Raw genomic sequence first — 19942 nt, forward strand, 5'->3', positions numbered from 1 at the left:
GACGCTCGGCCGGACGTGACGACGTACGGTAATCGCAGCACTGTCCGTTTTGTACCGATTCAAAATTTTCCCGCGCCCTCTGCGACAGGTTCCCGGAAGCCTCCTCAGCCCGGCCAGACGATCGCCTGCGTCTCGCTGTAGGCGTGCAGCGCGTACGAGCCCACGTCCCGTCCCACCCCGCTCTTCTTGAACCCGCCGAACGGGGCCTCCATGTTCCGCCCGACCGTGTTGACACCCACCCCGCCCGCGCGCAGTCGCCGGGCGAGGCGGAAGGCGCGGGCCACATCGCCGGACCAGACGTAGTCGATGAGGCCGTAGTCGCTGTCGTTGGCGAGCGCGACGCCCTCCTCGTCCTCGTCGAAGGGGACGACCACGACGACCGGGCCGAAGATCTCCTCCCGGACGACCCGCATGTCGTTGGTGCAGTCGGCCAGCAGGGTGGGGGCCACGTAGAAGCCCCGGTCCAGGTGCACGGGGCGGGCGCCTCCCGTGACGACCCGCGCCCCCTCCTTGCGGCCCAGCTCCACATACGCCTCGACGCCGTCGCGGTGGGCGGCGGAGATGACCGGGCCGACCACGGTGGCCCGGTCGGCGGGGTGCCCGACGGTGAGCCGCCCCGCGTACGCGGCCAGCCCGGCGATCAGCTCGTCCTGGCGGGACCGGTGGACCAGGACGCGGGTCGGAGCCGTACAGATCTGTCCGCTGTAGAACGAGAAGGTCGTCCCGATCCCCGCGACCGCGGAGCTGAGATCAGCGTCTTCGAGGACGAGCGCCGCCCCCTTGCCGCCCAGCTCCATCAGCTGCCGCTTCATCCCCCGCCCGCACGCCTCCGCGATGCGCTGCCCGACGGCCGTGGAGCCGGTGAAGCTGACCATGTCGACGTCCGGGGAGTCGACGGCGGCCTCCCCCGCCTCCGCGCCCGACCCGGTGACGACGTTCACCACACCCGGCGGAACACCTGCCTCCGCGAGGGCGGCCGCCATCCGGTAGACGGAGAGCGGGTCCTGCGGGGCGGGCTTCACGACGACCGTGTTGCCCATCGCGAGTGCGGGCGCGACCTTGCCCGCCGGGTTGGCCCAGGGGTTGTTGTACGAGGTGATGCAGGTGACCACGCCGACCGGCTGGCGGACGGTCAGCGCCCCGAAGACCCCGGCCCGCCCCATCGGCCCGGCCTCGTTGATCTGCGGTGCGATGGCCTCCTCGACGGGCTCCAGGGCGCCGCGTGCGTACCGGCGGAAGCGGGCGGCGCCCACCGCGACCTGCATGCCCCGGGCGGTGGAGGCGGTCGCTCCGCTCTCCGCGCGGGCGAGGTCCGCGTGGGCGGGGAGGTCGCGCTGGATGATGTCCGCCGCCCGGTCCAGGATCGCGGCGCGCTCCTCGGGGCGGGTCCGCGACCAGGGGCCGAAGGCTTCCTTGGCGGCCGCGGCTGCCTCGTGCACCTGGGCGCGGCTCGCCTCGGGGGCGAGGCCGACCACCTCCTCGGTGGCGGGGTCGATCACTTCGTAGTGGCCGTCGGCGGGCTCGGTCCACCCACCGCCGATGAACAGCCGCTGCGGTTCGGGGCTCACGCCGTGCTCACCGTCCGGGTGTCGCGGCCCGAGCGCAGCACCGTCCCCGGCACCGCCCCCGTGACCTTGTCGTCGCGCAGGGTCTCGATGCCGTTGACGCGTACGGAGACGATCCCTATGGCCTTGGAGTCCAGGCGCGGGCTGTCCCCGGGCAGGTCGTGGACGAGCGTTGCGGGTCCGGCGTCGATCCGCTCGGGGTCGAAGAGGACGAGGTCGGCGTGGAAGCCCTCCTCGATCCGGCCGCGTTCGCGCAGCCCGAAGAGCCGGGCCGGGTCGTCGGTGAGCATCTTGACGGCGGCCGTCAGCGGGACCAGCCTGCGCCCGCGCAGGCAGTCGCCGAGGAAGCGGGTGGTGTACGGGGCCCCGCACATGCGGTCCAGGTGCGCGCCCGCGTCGGACCCGCCGAGCATGACGTCCTCGTGCTCCCAGGTGCGCTGCCGCAGCGCCCAGGAGTCCGGGTCGTTGTCGGTGGGCATCGGCCACAGGACCGTACGCAGGTCGTCGGCGGCGCAGATCTCGACCAGGCAGTGGAAGGGGTCCTGTCCGCGTTCGGCCGCGATGTCGTTGACGACACGTCCGCTGAGGCCTTCGTTGGCGGCGCTGTAGGTGTCCCCGATGACGTACCGGCCGAAGTTCGCGAGCCGCCGGAAGACCCCGGCCTCCTTGCTGTCGGCGCGGCGCAGCATCTCGGCGCGGATGGCGGGGTCCCGGAGGCGTTCGATCCGCTCGGGCACGGGGAGGGCGAGGATCTCACCCCAGCCGGGGATGAGGTTGAGGGCGCAGAACGTACCGAGCGACATGTTCATCGGCGTGAGGATCGGCATGGTCAGCGCGACGATCCGGCCGCCCGCGCGGCGGGCGCGTTCGCTGGGGATCAGCTGGCGCGGTACGCGTTCGGGGACGGCGGCGTCGATGGTGAGGACGTTCCAGTTGAGCGGACGCCCGGCGGCGGCCGTCATGTCGACGAAGAGGTCGATCTCCTCGTCCGAGAACTGGTCCAGGCACCCGGCGACGATCGCCTCCAGCTGGGTCCCTTCGTGCTCCCCGACCGCTCGGGACAGGGCGAGCAGCTCCTCGGGCCGGGCGTGCCGGGAGGCGACGGGCTCGCCGTCGCCGTCGGAGTGCGTGGCGGACTGGGTGGTCGACAGACCCCAGGCCCCGGCGTCCATCGCGTCGTGGAGCAGGGCGAGCATGGCGTCCAGCTGCGCGGGGGTCGGCCGGCCACCGACCGCGTCCGGCCCCATCACGTACCGGCGCAGGGCGCAGTGGCCGACCATGAACCCGGCGTTGACGGCGATGCGCCCTTCGAGGGCGTCGAGGTATTCGCGGAAGGTGGACCAGGTCCAGTCGACGCCTTCCTCCAGGGCCGCGAGCGCCATGCCTTCGACCCGGGACATCATCCGGCGGGTGTAGTCGGCGTCCTCGGGCCGGTCGGGGTTCAGCGGCGCGAGGGTGAACCCGCAGTTCCCTCCGGCGACGGTGGTGACGCCGTGGTTCATGGAGGGGGTGGCGTAGGGGTCCCAGAAGAGCTGGGCGTCGTAGTGCGTGTGCGGGTCGACGAACCCGGGCGCGAGGACGAGCCCGTCGGCGTCCTCGCTGGTGACGGCCTCCTCGGAGATCGCCCCCGGCTCGGCGATGACCGCGATCCTGCCCCCGCGGATTCCGACGTCGGCGGTGTGGGCGGGACCGCCGGTGCCGTCCACGACGGTCGCGTGGCGAATGAGGTGGTCGAGCATGACGGTGTCCCTTCTTCGGTTCGGTTGGGACAGCCGGGGTACGCACGCTTTCGGCCGCGGTACGTACCCCGGCTCATCAGGGCGACGATCCGGGAAGACGCCGCCCGGCCATGGGTGAGGGCTCAGCGAACCGGGCCCCGCCGGGTTCGAGGCGCGGGGCCCGGGGCGGAGCCCCGAGTTCTCGCCCCTCCGGCGATTCAGGCGCGGGGTCCGGGGCGGGCCCCGGGTTCAAGCCCCTCCGGCGATCCAGGCGCGGGGCCCGGGGCGGGGCCCGGGAAGGTCAGCCCGCCGAGTCACGGAACCGCGAGGTCCGATGCACCGGGTCCGTGTCGATCTTCGGGATCACGTGCTCCCCGATCAGCTTGATCGTGTTCATCGTGTCCTCGGGACTGATCCCGATCGGCAGCCCGAAGCTCAGCTGGTCCGCCCCCGCCCGGTCCCACCGACGGCACTGCTTCAGCACCTCGTCCGGGTCGCCGCAGATCATCAGCTCCTCCGCGATGAGCAGCTCGACGATCTCCTCGGTGTACTCCGGCAGCAGCGCGGGCCACTCCGGGATGCCCTCCGGCCGGGGGAAGGTGTCGTGGTAGCGGAACAGCAGCGACTGGAGGTAGTTGAGCCCGCCGCCCACCGCGATCTCCACCGCCTTGGCGTGCGTCTCGGCGCAGATCGCGGTGGAGGTGACCATCACGTTGTCGTTGACGAACGCCCCCACCGGCTCCGCGTCCTTGACCGCGTTCTTGTAGGACTCGACGACCCATTCCATGTCGGAGACCTTCTGCACGCTGAACCCCAGCACCCCGAGCCCCTTCTTCCCCGCCATGGCGTACGAGGACGGCGACCCGGCCGCGTACCACATGGCCGGGTGAGCGGCCCCGTACGGCTTCGGCAGGATCTTGCGCGGCGGGAGCGACCAGTGCTTGCCCTGGAAGCCGGAGTACTCGTCCTGGAGCCACATCTTGGGGAACTCGGCGATCGTCTCCTCCCACAGCTCCTTCGTGTGGTTCATGTCGGTGATGCCCGGCATGAACCCGAGGATCTCGTGGCTGCCCGCCCCGCGCCCGGTGCCGAACTCGAAGCGCCCCTCGGAGAGATGGTCGAGCATGGCGACCTTCTCGGCCACCTTCACCGGGTGATTGACGGGGGCGAGCGGGTTGAAGATGCCCGATCCGAGGTGGATGCGGTCGGTGGCGTGCGCGAGGTAGCCGAGGTACACGTCGTTGGCCGAGAGGTGCGAGTACTCCTCCAGGAAGTGGTGTTCGGAGGCCCAGGCGTACTTGAAGCCGGACTTGTCCGCCTGGATGACGTACTCGGTCTCCTCGATCAGCGCCTTGTGCTCTGCCTCGGGGTCCACCCTGGCACGCGCGGCGGGCACGTACCCCTGAACAAAGAGCCCGAATTCCACGGAGGTTCACCGTCCTCAAGTTTTCCTGCCCAGGTCTCCCCGACAGATTCTGACGCATCGTCAGATTGCGATGCGACCGACTGTTCCACCGCCACCGCGACCCGTCAATACCTGACGCTGCGTCAGGCAAGGGGCTTCAGAAGGGACTGACGCCGGCCAGCCACCCCCCGTCGACGACGAACGGCTGTCCGGTGATGTACGAGGAGTCCTCGGAGGTCAGGAACAGCACCAGCGCGGCGACCTCCTCGGGCCGCCCGATCCGGCCCATCGGGACGAGCTTGCGGTAGTACGCGTCCAGGGCGGCGCTCGACGCCGTCAGGTCGGCGTCCGGCTCCAGCAGGGCCGGGTTACTCATGGCGGTGTCGACGGCCCCCGGGCAGACGGCGTTGACCCGGACCCCCTTTCCCGCCAGCTCCATGGCGGCGACCCTGGTGAGCCCCAGCACCGCGTGCTTGGTCGCGGCGTACGCGCCGACCAGGGGCATCCCGGTCAGACCGGTGTACGAGGACGTGTTGACGATCGTCCCGCCGCCCGCGGCCTCGATCTCCGGCGCGACGGCCCGCATCCCGAGGAACGCGCCCGTGAGGTTGACCCGCACCACCTGCTCGAACTCCGCCAGGGGGGTGTTGACCAGCTCGTTGAAGCGCAGGATGCCCGCGTTGTTGACGAGCCCGTCGATCTTCCCGAAGGCGTCCTTGGCCACGGCGACGGCGGCGGCCCAGTCCTCCTCGCGCCCGACGTCCAGCCGTACGAACCGGGCCGCACCCCCACCGAACTCCTCCCCCAACTCCTTTGCCAGCACCTCCCCTTGCTCGACCAGCACATCGGCGACGACGACCCGCGCACCCTCGGCCGCGAAGAGCCGCGCCTCCTGCTCGCCCTGTCCGCGCGCCGCCCCGGTGACGAGGACGACCCTCCCGTCCAGCTTGCCCATGACGCTCTCCCCTACGTGTTGAGATGCGGGGCCACGTCCGTATCGAACGCCGCCATCTGATCGGTCAGTTCGTCCACGCTCCGGCTGCGGAAGCGCACCTGGATCTGATGCACGCCGATCGCCGCGTACTCCCGCAGCGACGCTGCCAGCTCCTCCGGCTTCCCGGCGAGCGTCCGCCGCCCCACCGGCCACCCGGGCTCACCGACGTACAGCGGTTCGGTGATCGCACCGATGACGATCGGGGCGTCGACGCCCGCCTCCCCCCGCAGGGCGTGCACCCGGGCGATCTGCGCGGGCAGCCGGTCGCGGGGGTCACCCTGCGGGAGCCACCCGTCCCCCCGTACGGCGGCGCGGCGCACGGCGGCGGGCGAGGAGCCGCCCACCCAGAGGGGCACCCGCTCCTGCGCGGGCCGGGGCAGCTGCCCGAGCCCGCCGAACGAGAACCGCGCGCCCGAGAACTCCGGGTACTCCTCGGGCCCGAGCGCGGCCCGCAGCGCGTCGATCGTCTCGTCGAGGACACCGCCGCGCCCGTCGAAGTCCGCCCCGACCGCCTCGAACTCCTCCCGCACGTGCCCGGCCCCGACCCCGAGGATCAGCCGCCCGCCGCTGAGGTGGTCGAGGGTGGCGTACTGCTTGGCGGTGACCAGCGGGTGGCGCAGCCCGACGACGGCGACATGGCTCATCAGCAGTACGCGCCTCGTGACCCCGGCGAGGAACGAGAGCGTGGCGACCGGGTCGTACCAGACGGTGCCCATCCCCTCGGCGAGCCGTCGCGGGATGGCGACATGGTCGCAGCTCGCGATGTAGGCGAAGCCGCCGCGATCGGCGGCGCGGGCGATCCGGGCGAGGTCGGCGGGGGTCGCCGCCGCCTCCCAGGGTTCCGCGTAGATGGCGCTCTGCGACTGGACCGGCAGCTGCATTCCGTACGAAAGCGGCCCGTCGGACGACGGCAGCGGTATCGGCACGGCAGCCTCCTTCCCCTCCGGCCCGGGACGGTCACGCCCTGGGCGACGGCCGCCATCGTCATACCTGACGCTCCATCAGACAAGGGGTGCGGGCCGCATCAGCTCCAGCACGCTGGAGAAGCTGTCGCCGCCGTGCCCCTCGGCGGCCCGCCGGTCCAGCAGCGCCCGCAGCGGCTCGTGGACGTCACCGGCCACGCCGTGGTCGGCGCCCAGGCGCAGAAGGCTGTGGACGGCGGCCCGGTTCAGGTCGACGGTGGAGACACCGTCCCCGTACGAACGCGTCCCCGCCTCCTGGGCCAGCTCCGGCAGGAACGCGGCCATGCCGCGCAGCCAGCGGGCGGCGAGCGGGGCGAACGCCTCAGGGTCCGTGCCCGACGGCTCCAGCAGCGCGACGGCGTGCAGGAATCCGGTGAGCGCCGCGTATCCGGTGGAGAGGACGGCGAGATCGTGGACCTCGGCGGCTCCGGGGTCGGCCCCGAAGTAGTGGGCCGACGCCATCACCTCCAACTCCCCTCCATACGTGGTGAACGCGCGCTCGGAGCCGCTGTAGAGGAAGAACGCGTCGTCGGTGCCGACGGTCTCGGGGAGTGCCATCATGGCGCCGTCGAGGTAGTCGATACCGTGCCCGGCCGCCCAGTCGGCCAGCTCCCGGGCCTGGTCCGGACTGCTGTTGGCCAGGTTGACGAGGGTCCGGCCGCGGAGCGCCTCGCCGACCGGCCCGAACGCCTCCCGTACGGACGCGCTGTCGACGAGCGCGGCGAGGACCAGCGGCCCGGCCGCCACCGCCCGGGCCAGGCTGATGGACCGGACCGCGCCCCGCTCCACGAGCGCGTCGTCCTTTCCCGGGGAGCGGTTCCACACGGTCACGGCATACCCGGCGTCGAGGAGGGCGGCAGCGATGGCCACGCCCATCCGGCCGAGCCCGACGACGGTGACGTGCGGGGCAGCGGTGCGCCGCTCAGTGCCGTCAGACATGGCGCCGGCCCTTCGCGTTCGGGGCCGGGGCCGCGGCCGGGGTAGTCGTCGCCGTGTCCGCACCGGCCCGCATCCCTTCGACGACGCTCGCGATGCCGCTTCCGCCGTGCCCGGCGCCCTCCGCCCCCGCCAGCAGGGCCCCGAACAGTTCCGGCACCTCGGTGCCGACCCCGCCCGCGCGGCTGGTGTGGACGAGGTGGTCCATGGCGGCCCGGTGCACCTCCACCGTGCCGTCGTCCGACGGGTAGCGGCCCTCCTCGATCTGGCGGGCGTGGTCGGCCATCAACGAGGTCACGAAGCCCATGTGGCCGGTCACGACCTCCGCGTACGTACGGAGGTCGGCGCCTGCGGCCCCGGCGAGGGCGATTGAGTGGTAGAACCCGGCCAAGGCGCCCCAGGCCGCGCCGAAGAGAGCCGTGTCGTAGACCGGGGCCTGCGCGGGATCGTCGCCCACGTGGACGGAGTTGCCGAGGGCGCCCAGCACCTCCCGGTGCGCCGCGAAGACCCCGGCCGGACCACCGAAGACGAACAGCGCGTCCGGGCGTCCGACGAGCCGGGTGCCGCTCATGGCCGCCCCGTCGAGGTAGCCGATGCCGTGTCCGGCCGCCCAGTGTGCGGTCTTCGTCGCGTCCTGGGGCGTGCCGGAGGTGAGGTTCACCAGCACCCGGCCGCGCAGCGCCCCGGCCACCGGCTCGACCAGGCCGCGTACGGTCGCGTAGTCCGGCAGGCACACGACGACCAGCGGACTCGCGGCCACCGCGGCCTCCAGACCAGCGGCGCGGGCCGCGCCCTGGGCGACGAGCGCGTCGGCCTTCGCGGGGGTGCGGTTCCACACGGTCGTCGGGTGCCCGGCGGCGAGAAAGGCCTGGGCGAGGCGGGTGCCCAGCTGCCCGAGGCCGATGACGGAGACGGTGGCGGTGCCGGCGTCCTCACCGGGCTCGCGTCCCCCTGCCGCCCCCTGCGCTGCCGACGCTTCCGGTGCTGTCCGCTGCTGAGTCATCTGTTTCTCCGCTCTCGCGTTGGTCTGGTGCCTGGCGTCAGGTCCCAGGCGTCCGATGCCCGCTGCCTGACGTCCGGCGCCTGGTGGATGACCTCACCGTGCCGACCGGCGCTGTCGGTCCGCTGTCGATCGGCTGTCGGCCCGTCCGCGGCCGGGAGAGGGCCTCCCGGCTCGGGCTACCTTTCAGCCATGCGTTTCTCCGTACTGGGCCCGCTCACCGTGACCACGTCGACCGGGGCCCCGGTGGCCGTCCCCGAGGCGAAGGTGCGGGCCCTGCTGTCGGTTCTCCTCCTCGACGCCGGTCGGGCGGTGCCGGCTGACCGGCTGGTGGACGCCCTGTGGGGAGACCGGTTGCCCCGCAACCCGGCCGGGGCGCTCCAGACGAAGGTGTCCCGGCTGCGCAGGGCGCTGGCCGAGGCCGAGCCGGGCGCCGAGGCCCTGGTGGAGTCCCGGCCGCCGGGCTATCTGCTCCGGGCGGGGGCGGCCGAGGTGGACGCCCTGGGGTTCACCGAGCGGACAGCGCGGGCGTATGCCACCGGGGAGCCCCGGGCGAAGGCGGAGCTGCTGACGGAGGCGCTGGCGCTGTGGCAAGGGGACGCCTTCGCGGACGCGGGAGACGGGGAGGCGGTGCGCGTGGCGGCGGAACGGCTGGAGGAGCAACGTCTCACCGCCGTGGAGGCGCTGGCCGAGGCGCGCATGTCCCTGGGCGAACACGACGTTGTTGCGGATGAGCTGGGTGAGCTGACCGCCGCCCACCCGCTGCGGGAGCGCCTGCGCGCCGCGCACATCCGGGCGCTGTACGGGGCGGGTCGGCAGTCCGAGGCGCTGGCCGCTTACACCGAGTTGCGCGACCTGCTGACCGAGGAGCTGGGGGTGGACCCTGGGCCCGAACTGGTCGCCCTGCACCGGTCGGTGCTCCGGCACGATGTCTCGCTGGCGCCGGCTCAGCCGCCGCAGCCCGCTCCGCGCCACCCGGCGCCCCTGCCCGAGCCGCTCACCGAACTGATCGGCCGCGCGGATGCGGTGACCGCACTGACCGAACTCCTGGGACGCGAAAGGCTGGTGACGCTGACCGGCCCGGGCGGGGTCGGCAAGACCCGGCTGGCCGAGGAGGTGGGCCGCCGCATGGCCGGGGCCTCACCCGACGGCGTACGGATGGTTCCGCTGGCGGCGGCCGGAGAGGTGGAGGAGCAGATCGCCGCGGCGCTCGGCCTGCGGGAGGACGCGGGGGCGAGCCTGGAGGACGCGCTGCGTTCCCGCCGTTCGCTGCTCCTGCTGGACAACTGCGAGCACGTGGTGGACGCCGCCGCCGGCACCGTACGCCGCATACTGGCGGCGGCCCCGGGGCTGCGCATCCTCGCGACCAGCAGGGAGCCGCTGGGGCTGGCAGCCGAGTCGGTGTGGGTGGTGCCGCCGCTGTCGCAGACCGACGCGGAGTCGCTGTTCGCCCGGCGCGCGGCGGCCTCCGCGCCCGGGTTCACGGCCGCCGGGGAGAACGCGTCGGCGGTCGCGGAGATCTGCCGCCGCCTCGACCGGCTGCCGCTGGCCCTGGAACTGGCCGCCACCCGGGTGCGCGCCCTGGGCGTACGGGGGCTGGCCACGCGGCTGGACGACCGGTTCCGGCTGCTGGCGGGCGGCCGCCGGGACGTCCCGGACCGCCACCGCACGCTGCGGGCGGTGATCGACTGGAGCTGGGAGCTGCTGGACGAGCAGGAGCGTACGGTCCTGCGCAGGCTGGCCGTCTTCGCCGACGGCTGCACGCTGGAGGCGGTCGAAGCGGTGTGCGGTGCGGACCTCGACGCCATGGAACCGCTGATACGTCTGGTGGACCGCTCGCTGCTGACGGTGACGGACGGGCCCTCCGGCGACCCCCGCTACCGGCTGCCGGAGTCGGTGGCCGCCTACGCGCGGGAGCGCCTGGCGGAGGCGGGCGAGGCGACCGGCCACGAGAAGCTCCATCACGCGTACTGCACCGCCCTGTTGGAGCGGGCCGCGCAGGAGCTGCACGGCCCCGGACAGCGGGCGTGGCTGGAACGGCTTGACCAGGAGAGCGCCAACCTCCGCGCGGCACTCGCACGTTCGGTGGAGCGCGGGGACACCGAGGGCGCGCTGCGGCTGGCGCTCGCGGCAACCTGGTACTGGTTCCTGCGGGGCCGCTGGAGCGAGGCGCGGAGGGCGCTCGGAGCGGCGCTGGGCGGCCCGGTCGCGCCGGGCGACGCGGGGGCTGATCCGGGAGCCCGAGCGGCTCTCTGGCAGGAGGGCTTCGCGGTGCTGGCGGGGGAGCGCGGCACTCCTGGCCTGAACGGCGTCCCTGGACCCGAGGGCACCCCCGGCCTGGGCGGCACCCCCCACCCAGGCAGCACCCCCACTCTGGGAGCCTGGCCCTCAGCTTCCCCCCAACTGGCCCGCCCCACATGGTTTCTGGCGCACGCGGCGCTCTCGGCCGGCGAGGACCTGCCCCGGAGCGAGGCGCTGGTGAACCGGGCCCTGACGGGTGCCAGGGCGGCGGGCGACGCCTGGGGCGCGGCGGCGGGGCTGGTCACGCGCTCCACGGCGGCGCTGTTCCGGGGCGACCTGGCCGGAGCGCGGCGGGACGCGACGGAGTCACACGCGACGTTCCGTGAACTGGGCGACGGATGGGGCCAGTTGCAGAGCGGGTACGTCCTCGCCGCCCTGGCCTCGATCACCGGTGACTACGACCGGGCCGGGGAGCTGCACCGCAGCGGACTGGCGAGGGCCCAGCACCTGGACCTGTGGCCGGACGCCGCCGACCGCCTCACCGGGCTCGGCCGGGTCGCCCTGCTGACCGGGGACTTCGCGGAGGCCGCCGCGCTGCACGAGCGGGCGGTCGCGCTGTCCGCCGAGCACGGTTACGCGGCAGGCGAGGTGCACGCCGAGATCGGGCTCGCGCTCGGGGCCCGGCGCACGGGCGACGCCGATCTCGCCGAGAAGCTGCTCCACAAGACTCTGGCCTGGCACCGCGCGGTCTCCTTCGACCCCGGCCCGGCCCTGCTCCTGGCCGAGCTCGGCTTCCTCGCCGAGCAGCGGGGCGACGCGGAGGCAGCCCTGTCCCTGCACCACCAGGGGTTCGCCGTCGCCCGGGAGAGCGGCGACCCCCGGGCGGTCGCCCTGGCTCAGGAGGGACTGGCGGGGGCCCACGCCCTGGCGGGCGACCCAGTCCGGGCGGCCCGCCTGCTGGGTGCGGCACACCGGGCCCGCGCGGCAGCGGGGGCCCCGCTGCCCGAGGCCGAGCGGGGAGATGTGGACCGGGTGGGGGCGGCGGTGCGGGCGGCACTGGGCGCGGAGGAATTCACGCGGGAGTTCCTGGCGGACACCGATGACTTTCCGGCCGGAGGAGGGTCATGACCTGGCAGGACGCTTCACACGACCGAAGGAGCCCACCATGACGGCAGAGAACGGCACCCGGACCAGCACCGATGCCACCCGTCAGGGCGGAATCACCGGTCTCGGGGTCATCATCGGAACCACGGACACCGACGCCCTGATCGCCTGGTACCGCGCCGCTCTGGAGCCGCTGGGCGCCCGCTGGGTGGAGCACATGCTGCTGGTCGGCCCCGGGGCGGTCATCGGCTTCGACCAGCGGGACGATGTCGCGGAGAAGGCCGCCGAACCGGGCCGGCAGCTGGTCAACCTCACCGTGCGGGACATCCGGGCGGCCGAGAAGCACCTCAACACCCTCGGGGTGACCTGGGTGCGCCCGGTCGAGGAGGTCGGCGGGGGCTGGTTCTTCTCGACGATCGTGGACCCGGTGGGCAACTACCTCCAGATCCTCCAGGGGCCCGAAGCGTCCTGAATCCCTCGTGCCCGATCGGGATGCCCACCAGGTTGACGGGGCCGCGGTGGTCCGTCGCGAGCCCCGTACGCCCCTCGACTCCGACGCGATGCCGCACCCACCGCCCCTCCCGTGGGGGGGCACGGTGTCGTAGACGTACATTGCACCGGTCTTCCCGAGTCGGCCCGGATGACCTCTGCCACGCACTTGAGGCGTTGGACCACTTGAGGCGTTGCACAGCGAACCCAGTCGTTTCGGCTTCCCTGACACTGAACCGCCGTGCGGGCAAGTCGCGTTCCGGTGGCCTGGACAGCCCTTAGGTGGAGCGCCCTGATTCGGGCTCGCCCGCGCGGCGGAGGCGATTCGGTCCGCCGAGCGATCCGTCCCGCCTCGTCGACTGCGAGTCTCGAAGTGCGCGGGCCGGTGCGGCCCGCGGACGGGAGGAACACAGATGCCGCAGGGCGAGGCGGTCGAGACAGCCGACGGTCCGGCAAGCGCGCCACTCCGCGAGGGTCGCCTACGACAAACGTGGCACGCGGCACACGAGCCCGCCGAAGGAGTGCCGCGCTGGGCCCGGTGGGTCGCCTACGCGGTGCCACTGGTGGTGCTCCCGTCCGGGATCTGGCGCCTGGGTGTGCTGTTCGCCGAGGACAAGCGTGGTGGGGCGATCGAGGACTGGGCGATGAACGGCTACGTCGTCTTCCTCACCCTCGTATCCGAGATCCTCGCCTTCACAGCCGTCGGGCTGATCGCCCGCTGGGGCGAGGTGTTCCCAGGCTGGGTGCCGGGGCTGCGCGGGCGGCGGGTACCGACAGCCGCCGCGGTCGTCCCGGCCACGATCGGAGCGACGATCCTGACCCTGATCTTCACGATCACCGCGACCGTCACCACGGTCACCCAGTCCAAGACCAACGGCGATCCGCTGCCGACCGACTTCCCGAGCAAGGCCGGCGGCTGGGAGACCGTCTACTTCTACGCGTCCTACACCCCTCTGGTCCTATGGGGCCCGATGCTCGGCATCCTGACGTACGCGTACTGGCGCCGGCGCGGGTCGGCGGCAACCGGGCCGCTGCTGCCGTCGGCAGTCAGCAGCACGAGGTAGGCGGCTGCCCCGAGGTCCCCGTACCGACGGAACGTTCACCCGCGTCGCGCGGCAGGCGAGGACCCGCGCCGACCGCCCCGGTCCGCCGCACGTGACCTGCTGGAGCTCGCGAACCGCCCCTCCGGGCTCCGGCGGCCGCCCGCGCCCTGCGGGAAATCCGCGAGGCGTACCGGGTCGGCCTCTCCGGACCGGCCGCATCACGCTGGGGCCCGTCCGTGCCGACGACGCCGCACGGCCGGCCCGGCTGCCGGGCGCGGCGCCCCCGGCCACCGAACGGCCGGACCCCGACGGCACACCGGAGTCGGCCGTCCTCGCCGCCCTGGACGACCAGCTCGGCCGCGGTACTCGATGGTCTCGGCTCGGGCGGTCTTGCGGTGGGGATTCATGGCTCCACCGCGCCGTCGCCGTGCCCTGAGGGCGGATCGCGACCTTCACGCTTCACGCGTGATCAGCCACCCGACAGGCTCTAAGGGTTGGAAGGGAGGTCGTTGATGCCGTGTTGGCAGCCCTTCTCGAACGCCTTCCGGTCGGCCTTGTCGTCATACTGCTCATTGGCCCACGTACCGCAGTGGTAAAGCTGGCCGAAGAGGTCGCCACCGAGGGTGCCCCGGCGTTCCTGGCCGTGTTCGTATCCGGCCTCGTAGGGGCTGCCAGCACCACATCCGGTGAGCAGCAGGGTGACGGCTGCGGCGGCTGTGGTGGCGGCTATGCGACTTCTCAACGGATCTTGCTCCTATGGGTGTTGGATGTCCTAACGACACTCCACATCGCAGGCGTCCTCATATCTTTTCCACGGGGCGATCAGAAGAAACGGCTCAGAGCCTGTCTGATCACGTGGTGTGTGCCAGTGCGACAACTCCGAGGCCATCAGCGGCCCATGCTGTCCATCCAGCCGGACCGATGAGATGTGGAAGATCATCCAACCGCTCCGTCCTGTCCCGGCTCGCCGGGCGACCATCGCGGTGGAGCCATGAACCCCACCGCAAGACCGCCCGAGCCAAGACCGTCGAGGACCTCATCGCAGCGCACCAACCGGCCACCCGGCAGGCTCTCAGGCGGCGCGATCACGCTCGAACGGCTTTACGGCCCCGCCCCCTGGAGCACCGAGCGCCGTCAGGAGCGGGAGCGGCGCAGCACCGCTCCGCCCGCATAACGTGCCGACGCACCCAACTCCTCCTCGATCCTGATTAGTTGGTTGTACTTGGCCGTACGGTCGGAGCGGGACAGCGATCCGGTCTTGATCTGGCCGCAGCCCGTCGCGACCGCCAGGTCCGCGATGGTCGTGTCCTCCGTCTCCCCTGAGCGGTGCGACATGACGGCGGTCCAGCCCGCCCGGTGCGCGGTGGCGACCGTGTCGAGGGCTTCGGTCAGGGTGCCGATCTGATTGACCTTGACCAGGACGGAGTTGCCGACGCCGGTGCGGATGCCCTCGCGCAGCAGAGCCTCATCGGTGCAGAAGACGTCGTCGCCGGTGAGCTGGCAGCGGCCACCGACGAGGGCGGTGAGCTCCCGCCAGCCGTCGAGGTCGTCCTCGGCCATGGGGTCCTCGATGGAGACGACCGGGTACGTGTCGATGAGCTTGGTCAGGTACGCGGCGTGCTCGGAGGGGGTGCGGCGCACACCCTCACCCTCGTAGACGTACGTACCGTCCCGGAAGAACTCCGACGAGGCGGGGTCCATCACCAGGCCGATGTCCGTGCCGGGCCGGTATCCGGTGCGGTCGATGGCCGCCATGACGAAGTCGAGCGCCTCCTCGGCCGTACGCAGCGCGGGCGCGAAGCCGCCCTCGTCGCCGACGCCCGTGGAGTACCCGGCGGACAGCAGGTCGCGCCGGAGGGTGTGGAAGACCTCGGAACCCATGCGGACGGCTTCCGCGAAGCTCTCCGCGCCCACCGGGGCGATCATGAACTCCTGGAAGTCCAGCGGGTTGTCGGCGTGGGCGCCGCCGTTGACGATGTTCATCATCGGCAGCGGGAGCAGGCGGGCGTCGACACCGCCGAGGTAGCGGTAGAGGGGCTGGCGGTGGGCGGCCGCGGCGGCCTTGGCGGTGGCGAGGGAGACGCCGAGGAGCGCGTTGGCGCCCAGGCGGGACTTGTCCGCGGTGCCGTCGAGCGCGACGAGCACGGCATCCAGGCCCGCCTGATCGTCGGCGTCGCGGCCCACGACCGCTGCCGCGATCTCGCCGTTGACGTGGGCGACCGCGCGGTCGACGCCCTTGCCGTGCCAGCGGGCGGGGTCCTCGTCGCGCAGTTCCACGGCTTCGCGGGCGCCGGTCGAGGCACCGGAGGGGACGGCGGCCCGGCCCAGGGACCCGTCGGCGAGGAGGACGTCGGCCTCGACCGTGGGATTGCCCCGGCTGTCGAGGACTCGGCGGGCGGTGACGGACCGGATGGCGGTCACGGACTGAGTGGCGGTCACTGACTGAACGGCGGTGGGGGACTGAATGGCGGTGGACTCGACTGCCCGGGAAACCATGGGAGGCCCTTCACGTTGAGGCGCGCCGCGGCCCTGCTGCGACAGCGCTGGCGCGTGCCGCGACATCGACGACTCTACAGCAATGCTGTTCAGTCCTGCTGTTCAGTTTTGCTGTTCAGTTTTGCTGTGCACGGACGGCGGGCGGCCTCGTCGGGCATCACCGGTTAAAGTGCCCTATGCCCAACCCGGAACCCGCCGCCGTCGCCGCGGAACTGCGCATCGCGATGGGCAAGCTCACGCGGCGCGTGAAGCACGAGGACCGGATCCCGCACGGCCAGGTCTCCGTGCTCGGCACCCTCGACCGCGACGGGGCCATGACCACCAGCGACCTCGCGGCGGACCAGCGCGTACGGCCCCAGTCCATGGCCCGTGCGGTCGGGCTGCTCGTGGACCAGGGCCTGGTAGTCCGCCGGGCGCACCCCACGGACGGCCGCAAGACCCTGGTCGACCTCTCCCCCGCCGGACGGACCGCGCTCGAAGCGGAACGCGGGCGCCGGGCCGGCTGGCTCGCCCAGGCCATCGAGGACGAGCTCACCGGCGAGGAGCGGGAGGTGCTGGCCCGCAGCGCCGCCCTGATGGAGCGGCTCGCCGCCCGCTGATCCACGCGGGATTGCCAGACCCCCCGGCACCGGCGCTCCCGCCGCGTCCCGCGCCACCCCTTGGCGTGAGCCGGTGACAGGCTGGGACCCATGCCCATACCCACGTACAGCACGATGCCGTTCCACCTGGAAACCGAGCGGCTGCTACTGCGGCCGTGGGCCGATTCCGACGCGGCCGAGTTCGCCGCCCTCCTCTCCGAACGCGGCAAGGGAACACCCACGGTCGAGGAGACCCGGACGGACATCGCGAAGCTGCTCGCCGCGACCGTTTCCACCGGGATCGCCCTGCTGCCCGTCCAACGCCGCGACGAAGGCGACTTCATCGGCTACTGCGGGCTGATCATCGGCCGCTCCACCCTGGAGGAACCGGAAATCGCCTACGAGCTGTTCCGGCACGCGCACGGGCGCGGCTACGCCACCGAGGCGGCCGCAGCGGTGCTCGATGCGGCCACCGCGACCGGCCGGAAGCGGCTGTGGTCGACCGTCGGCACCTGGAACACCCCGTCGCTCCGCGTCCTGGAGAAGCTCGGGTTCGAGCGGGATCGCGTCTCCACGGAAGAGAACGGCGACGTCTTCTGGCTCACCCGCTCGCTGCCGTAGTTCGGTCAGCAGTCCGGAATCACCACGCCGATGTCGTCGCGGGCCTCGTCGTTGCCCCAGCGGGGGAGGCAGTACGCGGAGACGCGGACCGCCGGCACCCGACCCTCCATGTAGTATCATGTACTACATGGAGACCACGGCCCGCGAGTTCAACCAGAGATCCTCACAGATCCTCGCCGCGGCAGCACGCGGCGAGACCATCACCGTCACCAAGAACGGCACCGCCGTCGCACGCGTCGTACCCATCACCGAGGACGACATCCCCCCCTACCCCACCGACCCGATGGGCACCATAGACCTCCCCGACCTCGGCCTGCCCGACCTCACCGACGAGGACATCGAGGATGTGCTCAAGGGGATGGGATCGTGAGCCTGGTTGCCATCGCCGACACCAACGCCCTCTACCGGCTCCTCGACCCACGACTCACCGGCCATGAAGCACACAAGAAGGCGCTGGCAACGATCAGCCACCTGATCGTCTCCCCACTCGTCCTTGCCGAACTGGACTACCTGATCACCACCAGGGCAGGGTCCGGCAAGGCTCTGGCAGCAGCGCGGTTCATTGAACGCAACGTGGTCACCCGCCGCTTCGAGGTGCCCTCCGTCGGCGCACACCTGAGTGCGGCGATCGCCGTCGCGGAGGGCTACGTGGACGCGGACGGCGGCAAGGGCATCGGGCTGACAGACGCGATGAACGTTGCCCTGGCCGCCGCGTACCGGACCGAGGCCGTCTTCACCTCGGACCGCCACTTCCGTATGGTCCGGCCCCTCACCGGGCACAAGGCGTTCCGGTTGCTGCCCGAGGACCAGTGACGGGGGCACTCGCCACCAGGGCAGCCCCCCTCACCTCCGATACAACTCCTCGATCTCCCCCGAGAAGTCCCGCGCGATAGCGTCCCGTTTCAGCTTCAGCGACGGCGTCAAGTGGCCGCTCTCCTCCGTGAAGTCGACGGGCAGGACCGCGAACTTGCGGATCGACTCCGCCCGCGAGACCAGGCGGTTGGCCTCGTCCACCGCGCGTTGCAGCGACGTGCGCAGGTCCTCGTCGTGGATCAGGTCGCGCATCGGGACGTCCTGCTTCTTCGTCATCTGGCGCCAGTGGTGGAGGCCGTCCGGCTCCAGGGTGATCAGGGCGGTGATGAACGAGCGGTTGTCGCCGACCACCATGCACTGGCCCACCAGGGGGTGGGCGCGCAGCCAGTCCTCCAAAGGGGCCGGGGTGACGTTCTTGCCGCCCGACGTGATGATGATGTCCTTCTTGCGGCCCGTGATCGTGAGGTAGCCGTCCTCGTCCAGGGCGCCCAGGTCGCCCGTGGGGAACCAGGCGTCGTCCAGGAGCGCTGGGGTCACCCCCGACCGTTCCGCGTCCCAGTAGCCCCGGAACACCTGGCCGCCCTTCAGGAGCACCTCGCCGTCGTCCGCGATGCGTACCGAGGTGCCGGGCAGCGGCCAGCCCACCGTGCCCAGGCGGGGCTTGAGGGGTGGGGTCACCGTGTGGGCGGCGGTGGTCTCCGTGAGGCCGTACCCCTCGAAGACACCGATGCCCGCGCCCTCGTAGAACGCGGCCAGCCGCCGGCCCAGCGGGGAGCCGCCGCAGATCACGTACCGGACCTTGCCGCCGAGTGCCGCCCGGATGCGGCGGTAGACCAGCGGGTCGTACAGGGCGCGGGCGGCACGCAGGCCGAAGCCCGGCCCCGGGCCCGTGCCGTGTTCGGCGGCCTCGACCGCCTCGCCGTAGCGCCGGGCGATGCGGGCCGCACGGTCGAACGACGACGCCCGGCCCATCTTCTCCGCCGTCGCCCTCCCCGTGTTGTAGACCTTCTCCAGTACGTACGGGATGGCGAGGAGGAACGTCGGGCGGAAGCCCGCGAGGTCCGCCAGGAGGTCTTCCGTCCGGATCGAGGGGGCGTGGCCGAGGCGGACCCTCGCCCTCATGCAGCCGATCGCCACCATCCGGCCGAACACGTGTGAGAGGGGGAGGAAGAGGAGCGTGGAGGCGGGGTCCTTCGATACCGACTTGAAGACCGGGTGCAGGAGTTCGATCGCGTTGTCGACCTCGGCGAAGAAGTTCCCGTGCGTGATGACACAGCCCTTCGGGCGGCCCGTCGTGCCCGAGGTGTAGATGAGGGTGGCCGGGGTCTCCGGTGCCAGGGCCGTCCTGCGGGCCGTGACCGCCTCGTCCGGGATGTCCTTGCCCCGGGACTTCAGGTGGCCGATCGCCCCCGTGTCGAACTGCCACAGGTGCGCCAGATCGCCCAGCTGCTTGCGTTCCTGGCTGATCAGGCGGCCCTGTTCCGTCGTCTCCACCGCGCACGCCACCGCGCCCGAGTTCTGGAGTATCCAGCGGGTCTGGAAGGCGGAGGAGGTGGGGTAGATGGGGACCGTCACCAGGCCCGCCGCCCAGGACGCGAAGTCGAGGAGCGTCCACTCGTACGCCGTCCGGGCCATGATCGCCACCCGCTCGCCCGCCCGCAGCCCCTCCGCCATCAGGCCCTTGGCGACCGCAAGCACCTCGGCCGCGAACTCGGCCGCCGTCACGTCCCGCCAGACGCCCTCGTCGTCCTTGCGGCTGAGGACCGGGTCCGACGGGGCCTCCCGGGCGTTGTCGAACGGGATCTCGGCCAGCGAGCCGCGCTCCACGGTCGGCGCGAACTTCGGTACGGAGACCTCCTGGACCCTGCCGTCGGGGCCGCGCCTCTTCGTCGGTTCGACCAGGACGGGCGGCGATACAGCAGGGGCGGTTGCGGCGGATGAAGGGGGCGTTGACACGTGCGGCTCCTCGGTTCGGGG

17 protein-coding genes are annotated in these 19942 nt (G+C 72.3%); 7 read left to right on the forward strand and 10 right to left on the reverse strand.

All coding sequences use genetic code 11. The features are described from left to right. Positions 1–104: 104 nt before the first annotated feature. The 7 genes from RI138_RS12735 to RI138_RS12765 form a co-directional block, all read right to left on the reverse strand. Positions 105–1568 carry an aldehyde dehydrogenase family protein gene (locus tag RI138_RS12735; RefSeq protein WP_311120011.1) on the reverse strand — a complete coding sequence of 488 codons (1464 nt, stop codon included), beginning with the start codon at positions 1566–1568 and terminating at the stop codon, positions 105–107. After that, positions 1565–3304 carry an N-acyl-D-amino-acid deacylase family protein gene (locus RI138_RS12740; protein WP_311120012.1) on the reverse strand — a complete coding sequence of 580 codons (1740 nt, stop codon included), beginning with the start codon at positions 3302–3304 and terminating at the stop codon, positions 1565–1567. Before RI138_RS12740 ends, RI138_RS12735 begins: the two co-directional genes overlap by 4 nt. A 280-nt stretch (positions 3305–3584) precedes the next feature. Then, a complete protein-coding gene (locus RI138_RS12745; protein WP_096628932.1) occupies positions 3585–4709 on the reverse strand; it encodes an LLM class flavin-dependent oxidoreductase in 1125 nt (374 codons plus the stop codon). Between the two features lie 136 nt (positions 4710–4845). Next, positions 4846–5643, reverse strand: a complete 798-nt coding sequence (locus RI138_RS12750; protein WP_311120013.1) for an SDR family NAD(P)-dependent oxidoreductase — start codon at positions 5641–5643, stop codon at positions 4846–4848. Between the two features lie 11 nt (positions 5644–5654). After that, positions 5655–6563, reverse strand: coding sequence for a TIGR03619 family F420-dependent LLM class oxidoreductase (locus RI138_RS12755; RefSeq protein ID WP_398864264.1), 909 nt, complete (start codon positions 6561–6563; stop codon positions 5655–5657). 120 nt (positions 6564–6683) lie between these two features. Next, the gene (locus RI138_RS12760; protein WP_311120014.1) at positions 6684–7583 is read right to left on the reverse strand and encodes an NAD(P)-dependent oxidoreductase; all 900 of its coding nucleotides are present in this window, start codon (positions 7581–7583) and stop codon (positions 6684–6686) included. Next, positions 7576–8583: an NAD(P)-dependent oxidoreductase gene (locus RI138_RS12765; RefSeq protein WP_311120015.1), complete on the reverse strand. Its 1008-nt coding sequence runs from the start codon at positions 8581–8583 to the stop codon at positions 7576–7578. Before RI138_RS12765 ends, RI138_RS12760 begins: the two co-directional genes overlap by 8 nt. A gap of 189 nt (positions 8584–8772) precedes the next feature. On the opposite strand from RI138_RS12765, the gene RI138_RS12770 reads away from it, so the two are divergent. The 3 genes from RI138_RS12770 to RI138_RS12780 all read left to right on the forward strand — a co-directional run bounded on the left by RI138_RS12770 (position 8773) and on the right by RI138_RS12780 (position 13478). After that, positions 8773–11949 (forward strand): BTAD domain-containing putative transcriptional regulator, encoded by a 3177-nt coding sequence (locus RI138_RS12770; RefSeq protein WP_311120016.1) that lies wholly within the window; start codon positions 8773–8775, stop codon positions 11947–11949. A gap of 37 nt (positions 11950–11986) precedes the next feature. Beyond that, positions 11987–12397 carry a VOC family protein gene (locus RI138_RS12775; RefSeq protein WP_311120017.1) on the forward strand — a complete coding sequence of 137 codons (411 nt, stop codon included), beginning with the start codon at positions 11987–11989 and terminating at the stop codon, positions 12395–12397. 430 nt (positions 12398–12827) lie between these two features. Next, positions 12828–13478, forward strand: a complete 651-nt coding sequence (locus RI138_RS12780; protein WP_398862891.1) for a hypothetical protein — start codon at positions 12828–12830, stop codon at positions 13476–13478. A gap of 466 nt (positions 13479–13944) precedes the next feature. Here RI138_RS12780 and RI138_RS12785 read toward each other — a convergent pair whose 3' ends face one another. Together RI138_RS12785 and eno are read right to left on the reverse strand one after the other, a co-directional pair. Continuing rightward, positions 13945–14199, reverse strand: coding sequence for a hypothetical protein (locus RI138_RS12785; RefSeq protein WP_311120018.1), 255 nt, complete (start codon positions 14197–14199; stop codon positions 13945–13947). Between the two features lie 392 nt (positions 14200–14591). Beyond that, positions 14592–15878: a phosphopyruvate hydratase gene (gene eno / locus RI138_RS12790; protein WP_311120019.1), complete on the reverse strand. Its 1287-nt coding sequence runs from the start codon at positions 15876–15878 to the stop codon at positions 14592–14594. A 251-nt stretch (positions 15879–16129) separates the two neighbouring features. Between eno and RI138_RS12795 the strand changes: the two genes are divergently transcribed. The 4 genes from RI138_RS12795 (at position 16130) to RI138_RS12810 (ending at position 17965) form a co-directional block, all read left to right on the forward strand. After that, on the forward strand, positions 16130–16552 hold the full coding sequence (locus RI138_RS12795; protein ID WP_311120020.1) for a MarR family winged helix-turn-helix transcriptional regulator: 423 nt from the start codon (positions 16130–16132) through the stop codon (positions 16550–16552). 96 nt (positions 16553–16648) lie between these two features. After that, a complete protein-coding gene (locus tag RI138_RS12800; RefSeq protein ID WP_311122877.1) occupies positions 16649–17152 on the forward strand; it encodes a GNAT family N-acetyltransferase in 504 nt (167 codons plus the stop codon). 127 nt (positions 17153–17279) lie between these two features. Beyond that, positions 17280–17522: a type II toxin-antitoxin system Phd/YefM family antitoxin gene (locus RI138_RS12805; RefSeq protein WP_311120021.1), complete on the forward strand. Its 243-nt coding sequence runs from the start codon at positions 17280–17282 to the stop codon at positions 17520–17522. Next, positions 17519–17965 (forward strand): PIN domain-containing protein, encoded by a 447-nt coding sequence (locus RI138_RS12810; protein WP_311120022.1) that lies wholly within the window; start codon positions 17519–17521, stop codon positions 17963–17965. The genes RI138_RS12805 and RI138_RS12810 overlap by 4 nt, the downstream gene beginning before the upstream one ends. A 30-nt stretch (positions 17966–17995) precedes the next feature. Here RI138_RS12810 and RI138_RS12815 read toward each other — a convergent pair whose 3' ends face one another. After that, positions 17996–19921 (reverse strand): AMP-dependent synthetase/ligase, encoded by a 1926-nt coding sequence (locus RI138_RS12815; RefSeq protein ID WP_311120023.1) that lies wholly within the window; start codon positions 19919–19921, stop codon positions 17996–17998. Positions 19922–19942 lie beyond the last annotated feature (21 nt).

This window comes from Streptomyces durocortorensis (genome assembly GCF_031760065.1).
GTDB lineage: Bacteria > Actinomycetota > Actinomycetes > Streptomycetales > Streptomycetaceae > Streptomyces.

Bases quoted from the DNA above. Each gene is read 5' to 3' on its own strand.
- RI138_RS12740 (WP_311120012.1), bottom strand. From the start codon at position 3,304: ATGCTCGACCACCTCATTCGCCACGCGACCGTCGTGGACGGCACCGGC.
- RI138_RS12750 (WP_311120013.1), bottom strand. From the start codon at position 5,643: ATGGGCAAGCTGGACGGGAGGGTCGTCCTCGTCACCGGGGCGGCGCGC.
- RI138_RS12755 (WP_398864264.1), bottom strand. From the start codon at position 6,563: ATGCAGCTGCCGGTCCAGTCGCAGAGCGCCATCTACGCGGAACCCTGG.
- RI138_RS12760 (WP_311120014.1), bottom strand. From the start codon at position 7,583: ATGTCTGACGGCACTGAGCGGCGCACCGCTGCCCCGCACGTCACCGTC.
- RI138_RS12765 (WP_311120015.1), bottom strand. From the start codon at position 8,583: ATGACTCAGCAGCGGACAGCACCGGAAGCGTCGGCAGCGCAGGGGGCG.
- RI138_RS12770 (WP_311120016.1), top strand. From the start codon at position 8,773: ATGCGTTTCTCCGTACTGGGCCCGCTCACCGTGACCACGTCGACCGGG.
- RI138_RS12775 (WP_311120017.1), top strand. From the start codon at position 11,987: ATGACGGCAGAGAACGGCACCCGGACCAGCACCGATGCCACCCGTCAG.
- RI138_RS12780 (WP_398862891.1), top strand. From the start codon at position 12,828: ATGCCGCAGGGCGAGGCGGTCGAGACAGCCGACGGTCCGGCAAGCGCG.
- RI138_RS12795 (WP_311120020.1), top strand. From the start codon at position 16,130: ATGCCCAACCCGGAACCCGCCGCCGTCGCCGCGGAACTGCGCATCGCG.
- RI138_RS12805 (WP_311120021.1), top strand. From the start codon at position 17,280: ATGGAGACCACGGCCCGCGAGTTCAACCAGAGATCCTCACAGATCCTC.